14 protein-coding genes are annotated in these 13,843 nt (G+C 61.9%); 9 read left to right on the plus strand and 5 right to left on the minus strand.

The genetic code is table 11. The features are described 5' to 3' along the window. Positions 1-196: 196 nt before the first annotated feature. The 6 genes from MKZ40_RS07610 to MKZ40_RS07635 all read left to right on the plus strand — a co-directional run bounded on the left by MKZ40_RS07610 (position 197) and on the right by MKZ40_RS07635 (position 5,844). Positions 197-718: a CidA/LrgA family protein gene (locus MKZ40_RS07610; RefSeq protein WP_153635940.1), complete on the plus strand. Its 522-nt coding sequence runs from the start codon at positions 197-199 to the stop codon at positions 716-718. Further along, positions 715-1,443 carry an LrgB family protein gene (locus tag MKZ40_RS07615; RefSeq protein ID WP_153635939.1) on the plus strand — a complete coding sequence of 243 codons (729 nt, stop codon included), beginning with the start codon at positions 715-717 and terminating at the stop codon, positions 1,441-1,443. Before MKZ40_RS07610 ends, MKZ40_RS07615 begins: the two co-directional genes overlap by 4 nt. A gap of 312 nt (positions 1,444-1,755) precedes the next feature. Continuing rightward, complete coding sequence (locus tag MKZ40_RS07620) at positions 1,756-2,631, plus strand: hypothetical protein (RefSeq protein ID WP_153635938.1); 876 nt, start codon at positions 1,756-1,758, stop codon at positions 2,629-2,631. 137 nt (positions 2,632-2,768) lie between these two features. Beyond that, positions 2,769-3,431 (plus strand): response regulator, encoded by a 663-nt coding sequence (locus MKZ40_RS07625; RefSeq protein ID WP_107334631.1) that lies wholly within the window; start codon positions 2,769-2,771, stop codon positions 3,429-3,431. Further along, positions 3,428-4,846, plus strand: coding sequence for an ATP-binding protein (locus MKZ40_RS07630; RefSeq protein WP_153635937.1), 1,419 nt, complete (start codon positions 3,428-3,430; stop codon positions 4,844-4,846). Before MKZ40_RS07625 ends, MKZ40_RS07630 begins: the two co-directional genes overlap by 4 nt. A 224-nt stretch (positions 4,847-5,070) precedes the next feature. Then, positions 5,071-5,844: a 3-hydroxybutyrate dehydrogenase gene (locus MKZ40_RS07635; protein ID WP_175090108.1), complete on the plus strand. Its 774-nt coding sequence runs from the start codon at positions 5,071-5,073 to the stop codon at positions 5,842-5,844. 151 nt (positions 5,845-5,995) lie between these two features. On the opposite strand, the gene MKZ40_RS07640 is transcribed toward MKZ40_RS07635, so the two are convergent. The 5 genes from MKZ40_RS07640 to MKZ40_RS07660 all read right to left on the minus strand — a co-directional run bounded on the left by MKZ40_RS07640 (position 5,996) and on the right by MKZ40_RS07660 (position 10,326). Then, a complete protein-coding gene (locus tag MKZ40_RS07640; RefSeq protein WP_043336058.1) occupies positions 5,996-6,532 on the minus strand; it encodes a response regulator transcription factor in 537 nt (178 codons plus the stop codon). Between the two features lie 32 nt (positions 6,533-6,564). Next, positions 6,565-7,836 (minus strand): ATP-binding protein, encoded by a 1,272-nt coding sequence (locus MKZ40_RS07645; RefSeq protein ID WP_153635935.1) that lies wholly within the window; start codon positions 7,834-7,836, stop codon positions 6,565-6,567. A 155-nt stretch (positions 7,837-7,991) separates the two neighbouring features. Then, complete coding sequence (locus MKZ40_RS07650; RefSeq protein ID WP_175090109.1) at positions 7,992-9,539, minus strand: DASH family cryptochrome; 1,548 nt, start codon at positions 9,537-9,539, stop codon at positions 7,992-7,994. Next, the gene (locus MKZ40_RS07655; RefSeq protein ID WP_084589600.1) at positions 9,526-9,693 is read right to left on the minus strand and encodes a DUF2256 domain-containing protein; all 168 of its coding nucleotides are present in this window, start codon (positions 9,691-9,693) and stop codon (positions 9,526-9,528) included. Before MKZ40_RS07655 ends, MKZ40_RS07650 begins: the two co-directional genes overlap by 14 nt. 114 nt (positions 9,694-9,807) lie before the next feature. Continuing rightward, a complete protein-coding gene (locus tag MKZ40_RS07660; protein WP_175090110.1) occupies positions 9,808-10,326 on the minus strand; it encodes a MarR family winged helix-turn-helix transcriptional regulator in 519 nt (172 codons plus the stop codon). A gap of 247 nt (positions 10,327-10,573) precedes the next feature. Between MKZ40_RS07660 and hmgA the strand changes: the two genes are divergently transcribed. From hmgA to maiA, 3 genes are all read left to right on the plus strand, one after another. Next, positions 10,574-11,902, plus strand: a complete 1,329-nt coding sequence (gene hmgA / locus MKZ40_RS07665; RefSeq protein WP_153635931.1) for a homogentisate 1,2-dioxygenase — start codon at positions 10,574-10,576, stop codon at positions 11,900-11,902. Positions 11,903-12,011: 109 nt separating this feature from the next. Further along, complete coding sequence (locus MKZ40_RS07670; protein ID WP_175090111.1) at positions 12,012-13,031, plus strand: fumarylacetoacetate hydrolase family protein; 1,020 nt, start codon at positions 12,012-12,014, stop codon at positions 13,029-13,031. 145 nt (positions 13,032-13,176) lie between these two features. Then, the gene (gene maiA / locus MKZ40_RS07675; protein WP_175090157.1) at positions 13,177-13,827 is read left to right on the plus strand and encodes a maleylacetoacetate isomerase; all 651 of its coding nucleotides are present in this window, start codon (positions 13,177-13,179) and stop codon (positions 13,825-13,827) included. Positions 13,828-13,843: the final 16 nt, after the last annotated feature.

Below are 13,843 nucleotides of genomic sequence, written 5' to 3' on the forward strand. Positions count from 1 at the left end.
TGTCTGTAACGGTGTAGGAGGGGTCGAAATCGCAGACTACCACAGTAGAGCGTTGCCAAACCGTTGTTGGCGTCTTGAACATTGAGGGCAGTAAGGACGCCAGGGCAGAGAGGGGAGGTCGTCAAGGATGGCTGTGACATAATTGTCAGTATGGCAGCCTGACGGGCTGACACGGTCAAGAGGAGTATGAAAGGAAATGGCGTTGATCAAGGGGTTCTGCATCCTTCTGCTTTGCCAGTTTCTCGGCGAGGTGACGGGGCGTGCGTTGTTGTTGCCGGTGCCAGGGCCAGTACTGGGAATGCTTTTCCTGCTGCTGGGGTTGATGTTGCGAGGGCGGCTGCGCAAACGGTTGTTGCCTGCCCCGGACAGAGAAGGGGAAGGAGTGCTGCGCGTTGACGAGAGTGCGGATCGAGACTTCGGTCAACGTCAGCTGGCCCGTGCGCTACTGCGGGAACGCGTGCCGGCCAGTCTCAGGCTTGCCAGCAATGGCCTGCTCTCGCATCTGTCGCTGCTGTTCGTGCCTGCGGGCGTTGGCGTCATGGTCCATTTCGAGCTCATCGCACGCGATCTCACCGCCATCGCCATCACGCTGGTCGCGTCGATCGCGGTCACCCAGTTCGTCACGGCCTGGCTGTTGCAGCGTCTGATCGATCGAGGCTCTGCTACGCCGAGCGGCCCAGGGGGCAAGTCACCCAACGGTGATGAGGTGTCCTCATGAATCTGGCCCCGCTTGACGCCCTGTGGGTGTACCTGAGCGCTTCTCCGTTATTGCATCTGCTGCTGACGCTGGTGGCCTTTCTGCTGGCGACGGCGATCAATCGTCTGGCACGGGGCGCATCGCTGGCGCACCCGGTACTGGTCTCCATCGCGCTGATCATCGGGTTTCTGTGGCTGACAGACACCGACTATCCCACCTACTTTGAAGGGGCCCAGTTCATCCACTTCCTGCTCGGGCCGGCCACCGTCGCGTTGGCGGTACCGTTGTTTGACCATCTCGATCGGGTCAAGCAGATGCTGTGGCCACTGCTGACGGCCTGTTGCGTCGGCATCGTCACTGCCGTGACCACTACTCTGGGGCTGTCACTGTCGCTGGGAGCACACACCCAGGTGGCCTTGAGCCTGGCGCCCAAATCCGTCACATCACCGATCGCGATGGGGATCGCCGAAAAATTGGGCGGTATCCCCTCGCTGACGGCAGGGCTGGTGCTGCTGACCGGCACCCTCGGCTGTGTGGTAGGCCCCGTTGTCATGCGACTGGCAGGGGCGCGAGACGATACCGTCAAGGGCTTCACCATGGGCTTGTCGGCGCATGGCATCGGTACTGCGTTCTGCTTCTCGTCGGTGAGCACTCTGGCGGGTGCCTTCGCTGGCATGTCGATGGGGCTGACCGGTCTGCTGACCGCCTTCATCGTGCCGCCTATCGTCAGGCTGTTCGGCTTCTGAGCATCAGGGGTATTGGTGGAGAGTCGAGCTGGAGGCGAGCAAGAAGCAGGAAGGCCAGCGTTATCGTGGCATCGTCTTGTGAGAGCTTAAGTTTGCGTTAAGCGCAGCCATTCATGCTGGTGATCACTCCATGGTTAAGCTCAGCGCTTGCGTGTTGGCCATGGGAATCGTCAGCACGTCTTGTGGAAATGTCACCTCGTTGCCACATGTCTGTCAGTGAGCTGATCGATCATGCTCCTATGCAGGTCCACAAGGCGTGTCATCCACTCGCGCCTCTGTGTCTGGCAATGCCTCGACCCAAGGAAAGCCCTCATGTTCATTTCTCTTGCACGCACAGTTCTTGAACGCACTGGTCTTGCCCACACCGCTGCAAAGCTCAAGCCCGCTAGCCTAGCCGGGCATCGTGTCCTGGTCGAGGCGCCGATGGCCTCCAGTTGTCGAGAACTCTGTTGGCAGCTGGCGGCGGCAGGGGCTGCATTGATTCTGGTCGAGCGAGAGGGGGATGACCTTGCCTTGCTGTGCAGGTTGTTGCCCACCCCGAGTGGCCAGCAACACCGCCGCCTGTCACTGACGCACGCAGATGTGAGGGGTGACGCGCTATGCACGCAACTGCACAACATCCCGGCTTCGGAGCGCCCCGATACCTTGCTAAGCCTGCCGGGCGATGGCCGCTGGCATCTGGAGAGTGGCCGCGCCTGGCATGTGCTCGAGCGTGGGGGGTGGCCGGCCGAGGTGCGCGCCAAGGTACTGGAGTGTCTTGAGCTTCATGGCTCGGCGGATAGCCGACGCCCGCTGCTGGAGTTGATCGTGCAGGCAGACGGCGACTTTTTCGTTCCGCTGCCGACAGCGAAGCACTCACGTATCCGCTTGCATACCCCGGCGCTGATCACTGGTGAAGAGGACCCTCTTTTGATGCGCCTGGCGCGTCATCAGGGCAATCATCCTGTCAGTGTGGCGCGTCAGGCGCGCGCGCTGATCTTCCGACTGCGTCTGGCGCGAGCCGGGCACCCGCTCGCGTATGGCTGGTTGATGGCGGGTGAGGCGTTGCGGCGTGTCATCGGAGGACCGCGCCGCATGCTGGAGCGTGGCGCGCTCGGGCTGCGTGAGCAGAGGATGCTGCTGACGGCGCGTCTGGCCAGGTGGCGCCATGCTCGACACCCGGGGCGTCGTGCACGCAGCGGTGTGTGATGGCTGGCTGATCCATCGACACAGGCGATGTGCTATCCCGAGGTTTGCTTCCAACGTCCGTCACCTTTCGGTGGCGGACGTCTTGTCTCATGTCCTGATATGACATGGCAGAATCAGAACGATTTCAAGGAGTCCAGATGCGAGTTCTGCTCGTCGAAGATGATCCGTTGTTGGGGGAGGGGGTCAACCATACCCTGCGCCGCGAAGGCATGAGCACTGAATGGTTGAAGGAGGGCGCCAACGTTGCCGCCACGCTCAAGCATTCGCCCTTTGATGTGCTGGTGCTGGACCTTGGCCTGCCGGATCTCGACGGTCTGCAGGTCTTGAGTCACCTGCGCCGTCAGGGCCAGACGTTACCGGTATTGATCCTGACGGCACGTGATGACATCAGCGACCGGGTACGTGGTCTGGACGGCGGCGCGGACGACTATCTGGTCAAGCCGTTCGACATTGCCGAGCTGGTGGCGCGTCTGCGTGCGTTGGTCAGGCGCCATGCCGGGCAGGCCAGCGGTTGCCTGCAGCTGGGGCCGTTGCGCATTGATCAAGCTGGCCGCACTGTCACGCTCTCCGGTAGTGAGGTCGCGCTGGGACGGCGCGAGTTTGATCTGCTGGAGTTCCTGCTGCTGCACCCCAGCCGTGTCTTCAGCCGAGATCAGCTCGTCGAGCAGCTCTATGGCTGGGATGGCGATGTCGAGAGCAATGTCATCGAGGTACATGTGCACCATCTGCGCCGCAAGTTCGGCACCGGGGTGGTCAAGACCGTGCGCGGCGTGGGCTATCGGCTGGGGGAACTCACGTGAAATCCATCCGCAGTTTCCTGCGGCGCAACCTGATTGGTGGCGTCGTGATCGTGCTGGGGACGGCCGCTGCCTGGAGCTACTTCGACTCCCGCGAGCAGATTGATGAGCTGTTCGACGCTGAGCTGGCCCAGAATGCACGCATGCTGGGGCGGCTCTATCAGTCTCAATTGGCGTCGTTGACACCGGCCGCGCGTCAGGAAAAGTTGCAGCAGATGACATCGGGCCAGTTCAGCCTGCGTCCACCCTCCTTGAGCTTTGCCGATGGTCACGAGAAATCCCCGCTGGGGCATGTCTATGAAGACAAACTGATCTTCCAGATGTGGGATGCGCTGGGCCAGCCGTTGCTTGGCCTCTCTTCACCCTCTGTGGCGCTGGATTACCTGCCGGTGCCTGGCTATGGCATGCAGCATGACAATCATCATGACTGGTTCACCTTCACGCTGTATTTCCCCGAGAGTGGCATCTGGGTCACGGCGGCCCAGCGTGAAGATGTGCGCGATGAACTGACCGGCCAGATTGCGTTGCACAACGTGCTGGCGCTGGTGGTCGGGTTGCTCGTGATCGCCTTGCTGATCGGTGTGGCGGTCTCGCGGGGTTTTCGTCCCGTATTGCGCATCAGTCATCAGATCACGGCCCGTCAACCCGGGTACCTCGAGCCGCTGGATGCCAGCGAGGCACCTGACGAGATACGCGGCATGGTGGATGCCCTCAATGGGCTGCTGGTGCGCCTGGCGGACACCCTTGACAAGGAGCGGCGCTTCACGGCCAATGCGGCCCATGAATTGCGGACTCCCCTAGCGGGCATCAAGGTGCATGCCCAGAATCTGGAGGCCGATGCCAGGGATGAGGCCTCGCGGCGCTCGGCACGCATGATCGTGGATGGCGTCAATCGCATGACACGGGTAGTGGAGCAGCTGTTGACCCTGTCACGACTGGAAAGCGGGGCAGAGGCACCGCGTCGCTCCGTCGATCTCGCCCAGCTGACCAATGAGCTGGCGCGGGATCTGGGCCCCATGGCACGCCAGCGAGGCATCAAGCTGCATATCGAGGTTGAACCTGGCGCGCAGCTGGTCAGTCATGAGAACGGCCTCTACGTGCTGCTGCGCAATCTGCTCGATAATGCGCTGCGCTATACGCCAGAAGGCGGAGAGGTGCGCCTGGATATCCGCCGCGACGATGCTGGATGGCGCATGGAAGTGGCCGATACGGGCCCCGGAATCCCGCTGCGTGAACGCGAGCGCGTCTTTGAACGCTTCGTGCGTCTGGCCGGCCAGAAGACTCAAGGTTCCGGGCTGGGCCTATCCATCGTGCGCGAGCTCGCCGAACGTCTAGGCGCAGCGCTGGCGCTGAAGGAGAGCCCCTTGGGAACGCCCCAGGCCCCGGGGCTGCTGGTGCAGGTTCGCTTCCTGTCATAGCAGGTTCGCTTCTCGTCGTGAATAGCGCCTGTCGGCCGGGTTGCGTCAGCGGAGGTCAATGATTGCGTCGAATGCATCATGCGGCTGTGATGCTGGCTGGCGCTCGATAATGCCAGCGCGGAGTGCAACTCGGCGATGGTCGGGTGGTAAAGACGGCTAGATTAGCGCTATCTTCATTATATGTTGCAGAGCAGCATGACATTACCCTCTGTCAGGAGATTCGCATGAGTGAACAACAATCTTCCCCTGCCCGTGTTGCACTGGTGACCGGTACCGCCAGCGGTATCGGCGCCGCCATCATGCAAGCGATGTGCGATGCCGGGCATCAGGTGCTGGCGGTCGATTTCAGTGATGAGGGGGCAGAGGTCGCCGACAAGGCAGGGGCTGCCTTCTTCAAGGCCGACCTGACGGATGCTGAGCAGTGTCGCGCGGCGGTAGAAGAAGCCGTGTCCCGTTTCGGGCGCCTCGATATCCTGGTTAACAATGCCGGCATCCAGCATGTCGAGCGTATCAAGGACTTCCCCGAAGCCAAGTGGAATCAGATCATCGCCTTGATGCTGAGTGCGCCATTCACGCTGATCCAGGCGGCCTGGCCGCACATGGAGAAGAATGGGTATGGGCGCATCGTCAATATGGCGTCCATTCACGCCCATGTCGCGTCCCCGGGCAAGGCGGCCTACGTCAGTGCCAAGCATGGTTTGATGGGTCTGACCAGAACTGCTGCGCTAGAGGGTGGGGAAAGTGGCATTACCGCCAATGCCATCTGCCCGGCCTATGTACGCACGCCGCTGGTCGACAAGCAGATCGCCGAACAGGCCAAGCTCAATGACATGCCAGAAGATGAAGTGATCGAGAAGGTCATGCTCAAGGGAGCAGCGATCAAGCAAATGATCGACCCCTCCGAAGTGGCGGACATGGCGGTGTGGCTTGCCTCCGACAAGGCAGGTTCAGTGACCGGCTCCAGCTTCAACATGGACCTGGGGTGGACGGCGCAATAACGGCTTATCATTGAGATCCGACGCATTACAGTCAGTGCAGTGACTCGAAGCCCTCACCATCGAATCGCGCTTGCGAGCGAGGATGGTGAGGGCTTTTGCTTGGTCGTCAGCAAATTGTCGCCTAGGTGCAGGCCAGGGCAGCGGCGCTATCTCAGCGCTTGACCGGGCGCTTCTGCAGCTTGCGTTGCAGGGTGCGACGGTGCATTCCCAGGGCGCGGGCTGTGGAGGAAATGTTGCCATCGTGCTCGTTGAGCACCTTCTGGATGTGCTCCCAGGTCAGGCGGTTGACCGACGGCGGGTTGTCGGAAATCTCGGCGGCCGGGTCACCGCCTTCGCGGTTGAATGCGTTGAGAATCTCGTCGGCATCGGCGGGCTTGCACAGGTAGTTGACCGCGCCGAGCTTGATGGCTTCCACCGCGGTGGCGATGCTGGAATAACCGGTCAGCACCACGATACGCGTGTCAGGCAGCAGAGCGATCAGCTCGGGCAGCAGCTTGAGGCCAGAGCTCTGCTCCAGCTTCAGGTCGAGCGTGATCAGCTCCGGGCGGTGGCTGCGCGCCACGCTGAGTGCCTGGGCCTCATCGCGGGCCACTTCCACTTCATAGCCGCGACGCGTCATGGCGCGCGCGGTGACCTGGCAGAAGAATTCATCATCGTCGATGATCAGCAGTCGGGTTGCATCGCTCATCAGGGTTCTCGCTTGGGCGGTCTTTGCCGCCATCATGTCAGATGAAGGGGGAGGCGCACTTCCGTCAAGGTGCCGCCATCTTCGTGGTTGTACAGACTGACGCCGCCACCGAACCGATTGATGGTGGCATGCGTGAGGAACAGGCCGATGCCCATGCCCTTGGATTTGGTGGAGATGAAGGTCTCACCCAGTTGATCCGCCACCGCCATGGGCACACCTTCGCCATGATCGCGGATGTCGATCAGCACTTCCTGATCGCGTTGCTCCAGGGTGATCTCGATATCATCCGGGCAGGCGTCGGCGGCATTGTTGAGCAGGTTCATCAGCGCCTGCTCAAGCGTGGTGTCCACCAGCATGGAGGCCTGTTCAGCGCCGGGCGTCACCTCGACGCTATGCTGCACGTCCGGGCGCACTACCAGCCAGCGCTGCACGATTTCTTCCAGCCACTGGGCAGCATTGATGGGTTGAGGCTGCTCCATGCGGCGGCGGTCGGCCGCGGCCACCATCGCCTGCAGGCGTTGCTTGCAGGTGTCGACCTGGCTGCGCAGCAGGGCAAGATCATCCTCTAGCTGAGGGTTGTTCCTGTCCTTGGCATCCTCGCGCATCTCGCTCAACAGCACCGCCATGGTGGAGAGCGGGGTGCCCAGCTCATGCGCGGTGCCGGCGGCCTGGCTGGCCACTGCCAATACCTGCTCGCTACGCAGGGCGGCCTCACGCGTGGTGGACAGCGCCTGCTCCCGGGTGCGCAGCGCATGGGCCATCTTGTAGATGAAGTAGGTCACCAGAGACGCCGACAGGCCGAAGTTCAGCCACATGCCGATGACATGTAGGCTGATGCGTCCGCCCAGCTCATAGGTCGCCAGCTGCGGCACCGGCTCATAGAACACCATCAGGAAGCTGTAACAGCCCATGCCTACTGCAGCAATCACCCAGGCATAGCGCCACGGGAGCGTTGCGGCCGCCATGGTCACCGGCACCAGATAATAGGGCACGAAGGGGTTGGTGGAGCCGCCGGTATGAAAGAACAGCATCGTCAGACCGGCAATATCCACCAGCAGGTGAATCAGGTTCTCGGTGTCGGTGACAGGGTGAGATTGCCCGAGACGCCACCAGGTCGCGACATTGACCAGCCCCATCGCGATGATGATCGAGATGACGGGCAGCACGTTGAGCTGAAAGCCGATGATCTCGATCCCGAAGATGATCAGGATGAGAAAGCCGGTCCAGGTGATGCCGCGCGCGATGGTCAGACGAATGAGATTGCGGTGCGGCGTGGACAGTGGTGGCGGTAGCGGCTGATTCATGACAACTCCTGCGAGGAATGCGGCCATGATAGTGAATAAGGCGCATAAAGTGCAGCCCTGACGGACAGTTAGCGCCAAGGCGCCAGGGGATTCCCTGGGTCGCCTCCTCTGCGTCGTGACCGCTTGGTGGTGCTCTCTTCGGGATTCAATGGTTGTCAGCCCCGCTCGAAGGAGCCACTCGGCCAGGGCGTCACGCGTGTCGGTGTGATGTCGGTCAGGTGGGCCTTCCAATCCTCGACATGCGTGATTGGCTGGCGCGGATAGTGAGCCGTTGTTCTGTCGCGTCCGGCGCTGCTTGACCAGGCGAGCCAGGGCGCATGGCGCTGCATGCCGGCGGGCAGTGTCGCAAGTTCAGGTATCCAGCGGCTGACGTAATGGCCGAGAGGGTCATGCTGGCGTGCCTGCTTCATCATGTTGAAGTGGCGATCCCCGCGTGGGTCACGCCCGATACCCGCCAGATAGCGCCAGTTGCCCCAGTTGGAGGCGACGTCGTGATCCAGTAGCTGATGTTCGAACCAGGCCGCTCCCTGGCGCCAGTCCACGCCAAGGTCCTTGACCAGAAAGCTCGCCACGTTCTGGCGCATGCGGTTGCTCAGCCAGCCGGTAGCCGCCAGTTCGCGCATGCCGGCATCGACCCATGGCACCCCGGTCATTCCGGTCTGCCAGCGTTCAAGCGCTTCCGACCCCAGCTCATGGCCGTACGATTGAGCCCCGTCGTGGCTTGGAGACTCGCTCGTGAAGGTGTGTCTGCCCAGCCGCCGTGCATCCCAGTGGAAATATTCGCGCCATAAAAGCTCGACACGGATCCAGTCGCTGTCCTTGAAGGCAGCCTGCGGATGCGCGCAGTGCTCGGGCAGTGTGGTCTGAAAGCTGTGCAGTGCATCCAGTATCCGCCGCGGCGACAGGCAGCCCAGTGCCAGCCACACGGAGAAGCGGGTCGAGAAGTCCGCGCCGCAGAGGCGATTGCGGGTGGTCTTGTACTGGCCGGCGAAGGCCGGGCTCAGGTAATCCTGCAGGCGTTGCAAGCCGGCGGGCTCTCCGGGGGAAAAGTTGTATTCGCCACGGGTATCGGCCTGCCAGTGGCGAGCCTTGAGCAGATGCCTGGCCGCGCCCTGAAAGCCACGAGGGGCGGCCTCTGGCCAGCCGGGTAGCCGGGAGGGCGCTTGTCGCGGGGCAGGCATGTCGGGAAGGCTCGGGCGGGCCTTCTCCAGCTTGCGCCGAAAGGCACTGAAGCTCTCGGGGAGCGCGGTGAGCGGTTCCGGCAGCTCGTCTTCGTCCAGCAGCAAACCACCGTTCAATCGCCGCAGGCGACACTGGTTTGCCACCGCGCGTTGCTGTCGTTGTTCCACCACGCCCGTAGTGCGGCGTGTGATGACACCTCGGCAGTCATATTGCTTTGCCAGCTGCCCAATCAGTTGTGCCGCATCGCCGTGGAGGATCAGCAGGTCACTGCCCAGCGCCTGAAGTCGAGTGCGCAGCGATTCCAGACTCCCGAGCAGGGCGTGTTGCCGTCCCGTGCTGAGCGGCTGCAGGCGTGGCTCCTCGGGGCTGACGCTGCCGAAGGGTTGAAAGGTCGTCTCGGCCAAAACATGCACGACCAGCAGGTGCGAGGCTCGCTCCTCGAGTGCGGCTTGCCATACCGGGTTGTCATCGAGGCGCAGATCCTCGTTCAACCATACCAGCCAGGGGTCAGTGGACGTCATCGCGCGCCTCCCGTGCCAGCTGGCGTGCGTTACGTCGACAGCGCTGACTGCAATGGCGGACGTCATCCCAACAATCCTGCCACTTCTTGCGCCATGTGAAGGGGCGCTGGCAGGTCTGACACAGCTTGCTGGGCAGGTGCGGTTTGCGATGCATGCTGGCAAGGCTCCTTAAAAACAGTACACAACCTATACCATAATTATACATCACGCGAAATGGCGGCCAGGAAATCCCCTGTCGTTCTGTGGATGAGCGTCTTGCATGCCTGGCTCAATCGCTGCCCGGCAGTTGATCCAGTTGTCGCTCCAGGGTCTGCATGGTGAGTAGCAGATCACGGTATTGGCGTGCATTGACCGCACCGAGCAGCTCATCCTCGAAACGCCGCGCTTCGGGAATCAGCTCGGCTAGCATGGCCTCACCCTCGGTGGTGAGAACCAGCAGCTGCGCACGCTGGTCCTGCTCGCTCGGACGACGCAGGATAAGTTCACGGTTCTCCAGTGATTTGACGGCGCGCGAGACGCGTACCTTGTCCATGTGGGTGCGCAGACTGATTTCCCGTGCGGTCATCGGTATGCCACGGCTCAACCAGGCCAGCAGACGCCACTCGGCGACATTGATGGCGAAGCGCTCGCCATAGCGGGCGAACATCGCCTCACTGGTACGCTCGGCCAGTCGGTTGAGGCGATAGGGCAAAAACTGGTCAAGATCCAGCTCGCAGCGGGGCGTGTCCTGGGAGGCATCCCCATCAAGGGCATCGCGCGCTTCGGGAGTGTCATCAGTGCGTTGCATCGAGAGTTACCTGTCTCGGTGAGAGGGCTGACTTGCGTTGTCGCATCAGAGCATTGCGGCCAGATCAGGTTGCCAATGTTACCACTTTCGATGTTGGGCAAGACAAAAGTCGGCCACTTTGGCGATTGCCAAGGTATGGATCTGGCTATATGGTTTCATATGTTACTATTTGGGGCGGTGGCGGCATGTCGTGCCGTAGATGCCCCGGGTCATCAGGAGCCGCGAGCCCACAAGGAGATGAATCGTCATGCGCGAGCGCAATGCTGAGTGTCGTTATCACGCCGGTTTTCGCAATCATGTCTCCAGCGAGGCGTTGCCTGGTGCCTTGCCGCAGGGCCAGAACTCCCCCCAGCGTTGCCCCTACGGCCTGTACGCGGAGCAGTTGAGCGGCTCGGCCTTCACCGCGCCGCGTAGCCACAACCTGCGCAGCTGGCTTTACCGCATTCGGCCCTCGGTGGTGCAGGGCACCTATCAGCCCATGGAGATGCCGCAGGTCGCCACCGCACCGCTGGCCGAGGGAATGCCGGATCCCAACCCGATGCGCTGGGACCCCATCGCGTTCTGCGCTGGCGATTTTCTGGAAGGTCTGATCACGTTGGCGGTCAATGGGGATGCCCAGGCGCAGCAGGGCTGTGCCACGCATCTCTACGCCTTTACTCGCGGCATGCAGCAGCGCTTTTTCTACAATGCTGACGGCGAATTGCTGATCGTGCCGCAGCAGGGTGCCATCGAGGTGCGCAGCGAGCTGGGCCTGCTGGAAGTCGCCAGCGGCGAGATCGTCGTGATCCCGCGTGGTATCAAGTTCCAGCTCAATCCGCTGGCGGGGCACGCGGAAGGCTGTCGTGGTTATGTGGCCGAGAACTACGGCGCGCCTCTCGAGCTGCCCTCGCTGGGGCCCATCGGTAGCAATGGACTGGCCAATCCACGTGACTTCCTCGCGCCATCGGCACGTTTCGAGGACGAAGCCGGTGACTTCACGCTGGTGGCAAAGTTCGGCGGGCGTTTCTGGCGCGCGAGTCTGGATCATTCACCGCTGGATGTCGTGGCCTGGCACGGCAATTACGCGCCCTACAAATATGATCTGGCGACCTTCAATACGATCAACACGGTCAGCTTCGATCATCCTGATCCCTCTATCTTCACCGTGCTGACCTCACCGTCGGACACTGCCGGGGTCGCCAATCTGGACTTCGTGATCTTTCCGCCACGCTGGATGGTCGCCGAGAACACCTTCCGGCCGCCGTACTTCCATCGCAACCTGATGAGCGAGTTGATGGGGCTTATCCATGGTGAGTACGACGCCAAACGCGAAGGCTTCCGTCCTGGAGGCGCGAGTCTGCACAACGCCATGACCCCGCATGGCCCTGACGCTGCCACCTTCGAGGCCGCCAGTCGGGCGGAACTTGCCCCCCGCTATCAGGGAAATACGCTCGCCTTCATGTTCGAGAGTCGCTATCTGTTCCAGCCCACCCCGCAGGCCCTGTCGTCGAGCGCTCGTCAGCGCGACTATGGCTCGGTCTGGCAGGGACTCGCGTCTCACTTCACGTCCCACACCACTCCTCAATCCACCTCTTGATTCACTCCTCAATCCACCCTGCATCAGCGATGACCTTTGACTTTTCATCGTCATCCGACCCCAGGCAATTCCTGCATTCTTGCTCACGTTGCTCTTCAAGGAGGCACCCATGAAATTCGCTACCTGCCAGGATGGTTCCCGCGATGGAACACTGCTGCTGGTCTCCCGTGACCTGACCCGCGCCGTCAAGGTCGCGGATGTCGCCACGACGCTGCAGGCGCTGCTGGAAGACTGGACGTCGCTGGCGCCCAGGCTCGAGCAACGCTACGTGGCGCTAAATGATGGCACGCTGGCGGACGCTTTTGCGCTGGAAAGTCAGGCGCTGCATTCCCCGCTGCCTCGCAGTTACCAGTGGGCAGACGGCTCGGCGTATCTGAATCATGTGCAGCTGGTGCGTCAGGCGCGTGGCGCCGAGATGCCCGAGACCTTCTGGCACGACCCACTGATGTATCAGGGCGGCAGCGACAGCTTCCTGGCCCCCAGCGCCGATATCGTATGTGTCAGTGAGGAGCATGGCATCGATTTCGAAGGCGAGATCGCCGTCATCACCGATGATGTGCCGATGCATGTCAGTCCGGAGCAGGCCGAGGACCATATTCGCCTGTTGATGCTGGTCAATGACGTCAGTCTGCGTGGACTGATCCCCGGCGAGCTGGCCAAGGGCTTCGGCTTCTTCCAGGCCAAGCCGTCGTCAAGCTTCTCGCCCATCGCCGTGACGCCGGACGAGCTGGGGGAGGCCTGGCAGCAGGGGCGCGTGCATCTGCCGCTGAGCGTGCATCTCAATGGTGAGAAGTTCGGTGAGCCAGAGTCCGGGCCAGACATGATCTTCAGCTTCCCGCAGCTGGTGGCGCATGCCGCGAAGACCCGTCCACTGGGCGCCGGCGCGATCATCGGTTCAGGCACCGTGTCCAATCCCGGCAAGGATGGCGGCCCCGGCAAGCCGATCAGTGAAGGGGGTGTGGGCTACAGCTGTCTGGCGGAAGTGCGCATGGTCGAGAAGATCCTGTTCGATGAGATTCGCACTCCCTTCATGCGTTTCGGTGATCGCATCCGCATCGAGATGTTCGATCGCGATGGCCAGAGCATCTTCGGCGCCATTGATCAGCAGGTGACGCAGTTGGACGCCTGAGGGCGGCGTCGTCAGGCAGAGCTTCTCAGAGACACGTCTCGGGAAGACGTCGTGCGCCGGTAAGCCTCACGCCAACTGGGCGCGAGACAGTGCGAAGGGGCGGCCGGCATCCAACTGCGTCACAGGGGAGTTCAGCATGAGTTCAATGAGTCTGTATGGCTATTACCGTTCATCTACCAGCTATCGGGTAAGAATCGCGCTGGCGCTCAAGGGGATTGAGGTCGCTCAGGTGCCGGTCAATCTGCTCAAGGGCGAACAGCGCAGCGAGGACTATCTGGCCATCAATCCCCAGGGACTGGTGCCGACCCTGATGGTGGGAGATACCCCAACATCTGTGGTCCTGAGCCAGTCGCTCGCGATCCTAGAATATCTGGAGGAGCGCTGGCCCACCCCGGCGCTGTTGCCCTCCGCGCCTGAAGCGCGTGCGAAGGTGCGCTCACTGTGTCAGTTCATGGCTTGTGAGATGCATCCGCTCAACAATCCGCGCGTGCTCAATTATCTGACCGATCGGCTTGAGGTCACCCAGCAGCAGCGCCTTGAGTGGTATCGACATTGGGTCGCCGAGGGCTTCGCGCGTCTGGAAGTGATGCTGGCGGAAAGTGCAGGGCGTTTCTGCCATGGCGATAGCCCGGGCATGGCGGATGCCTGCCTGATGCCTCAGCTCTACAATGCGCGGCGCTTCGAGTGTGAACTTATGGACTACCCAAGGATTCTGGCCATCGAGGCGGCCTGTCAGTCACTGGAAGCCTTCCGGCAGGCTCACCCCGAGCGTCAGCCAGATTGTCCGGCCCCTTGAGCCTGGTGTTATCCAG

This window comes from Cobetia sp. BMC6, from assembly GCF_029991385.1.
Taxonomy (GTDB): Bacteria; Pseudomonadota; Gammaproteobacteria; order Pseudomonadales; family Halomonadaceae; genus Cobetia.

What these genes read in the sequence shown, in the direction of transcription:
- MKZ40_RS07610 (WP_153635940.1), top strand. Translation starts at nt 197, where the DNA reads ATGGCGTTGATCAAGGGGTTCTGCATCCTTCTGCTTTGCCAGTTTCTC.
- MKZ40_RS07670 (WP_175090111.1), top strand. Translation starts at nt 12,012, where the DNA reads ATGAAATTCGCTACCTGCCAGGATGGTTCCCGCGATGGAACACTGCTG.
- MKZ40_RS07635 (WP_175090108.1), top strand. Translation starts at nt 5,071, where the DNA reads ATGAGTGAACAACAATCTTCCCCTGCCCGTGTTGCACTGGTGACCGGT.
- MKZ40_RS07655 (WP_084589600.1), bottom strand. Translation starts at nt 9,693, where the DNA reads ATGCATCGCAAACCGCACCTGCCCAGCAAGCTGTGTCAGACCTGCCAG.
- hmgA (WP_153635931.1), top strand. Translation starts at nt 10,574, where the DNA reads ATGCGCGAGCGCAATGCTGAGTGTCGTTATCACGCCGGTTTTCGCAAT.
- MKZ40_RS07615 (WP_153635939.1), top strand. Translation starts at nt 715, where the DNA reads ATGAATCTGGCCCCGCTTGACGCCCTGTGGGTGTACCTGAGCGCTTCT.
- MKZ40_RS07660 (WP_175090110.1), bottom strand. Translation starts at nt 10,326, where the DNA reads ATGCAACGCACTGATGACACTCCCGAAGCGCGCGATGCCCTTGATGGG.
- MKZ40_RS07650 (WP_175090109.1), bottom strand. Translation starts at nt 9,539, where the DNA reads ATGACGTCCACTGACCCCTGGCTGGTATGGTTGAACGAGGATCTGCGC.
- MKZ40_RS07625 (WP_107334631.1), top strand. Translation starts at nt 2,769, where the DNA reads ATGCGAGTTCTGCTCGTCGAAGATGATCCGTTGTTGGGGGAGGGGGTC.
- MKZ40_RS07640 (WP_043336058.1), bottom strand. Translation starts at nt 6,532, where the DNA reads ATGAGCGATGCAACCCGACTGCTGATCATCGACGATGATGAATTCTTC.
- MKZ40_RS07645 (WP_153635935.1), bottom strand. Translation starts at nt 7,836, where the DNA reads ATGAATCAGCCGCTACCGCCACCACTGTCCACGCCGCACCGCAATCTC.
- maiA (WP_175090157.1), top strand. Translation starts at nt 13,177, where the DNA reads ATGAGTCTGTATGGCTATTACCGTTCATCTACCAGCTATCGGGTAAGA.
- MKZ40_RS07620 (WP_153635938.1), top strand. Translation starts at nt 1,756, where the DNA reads ATGTTCATTTCTCTTGCACGCACAGTTCTTGAACGCACTGGTCTTGCC.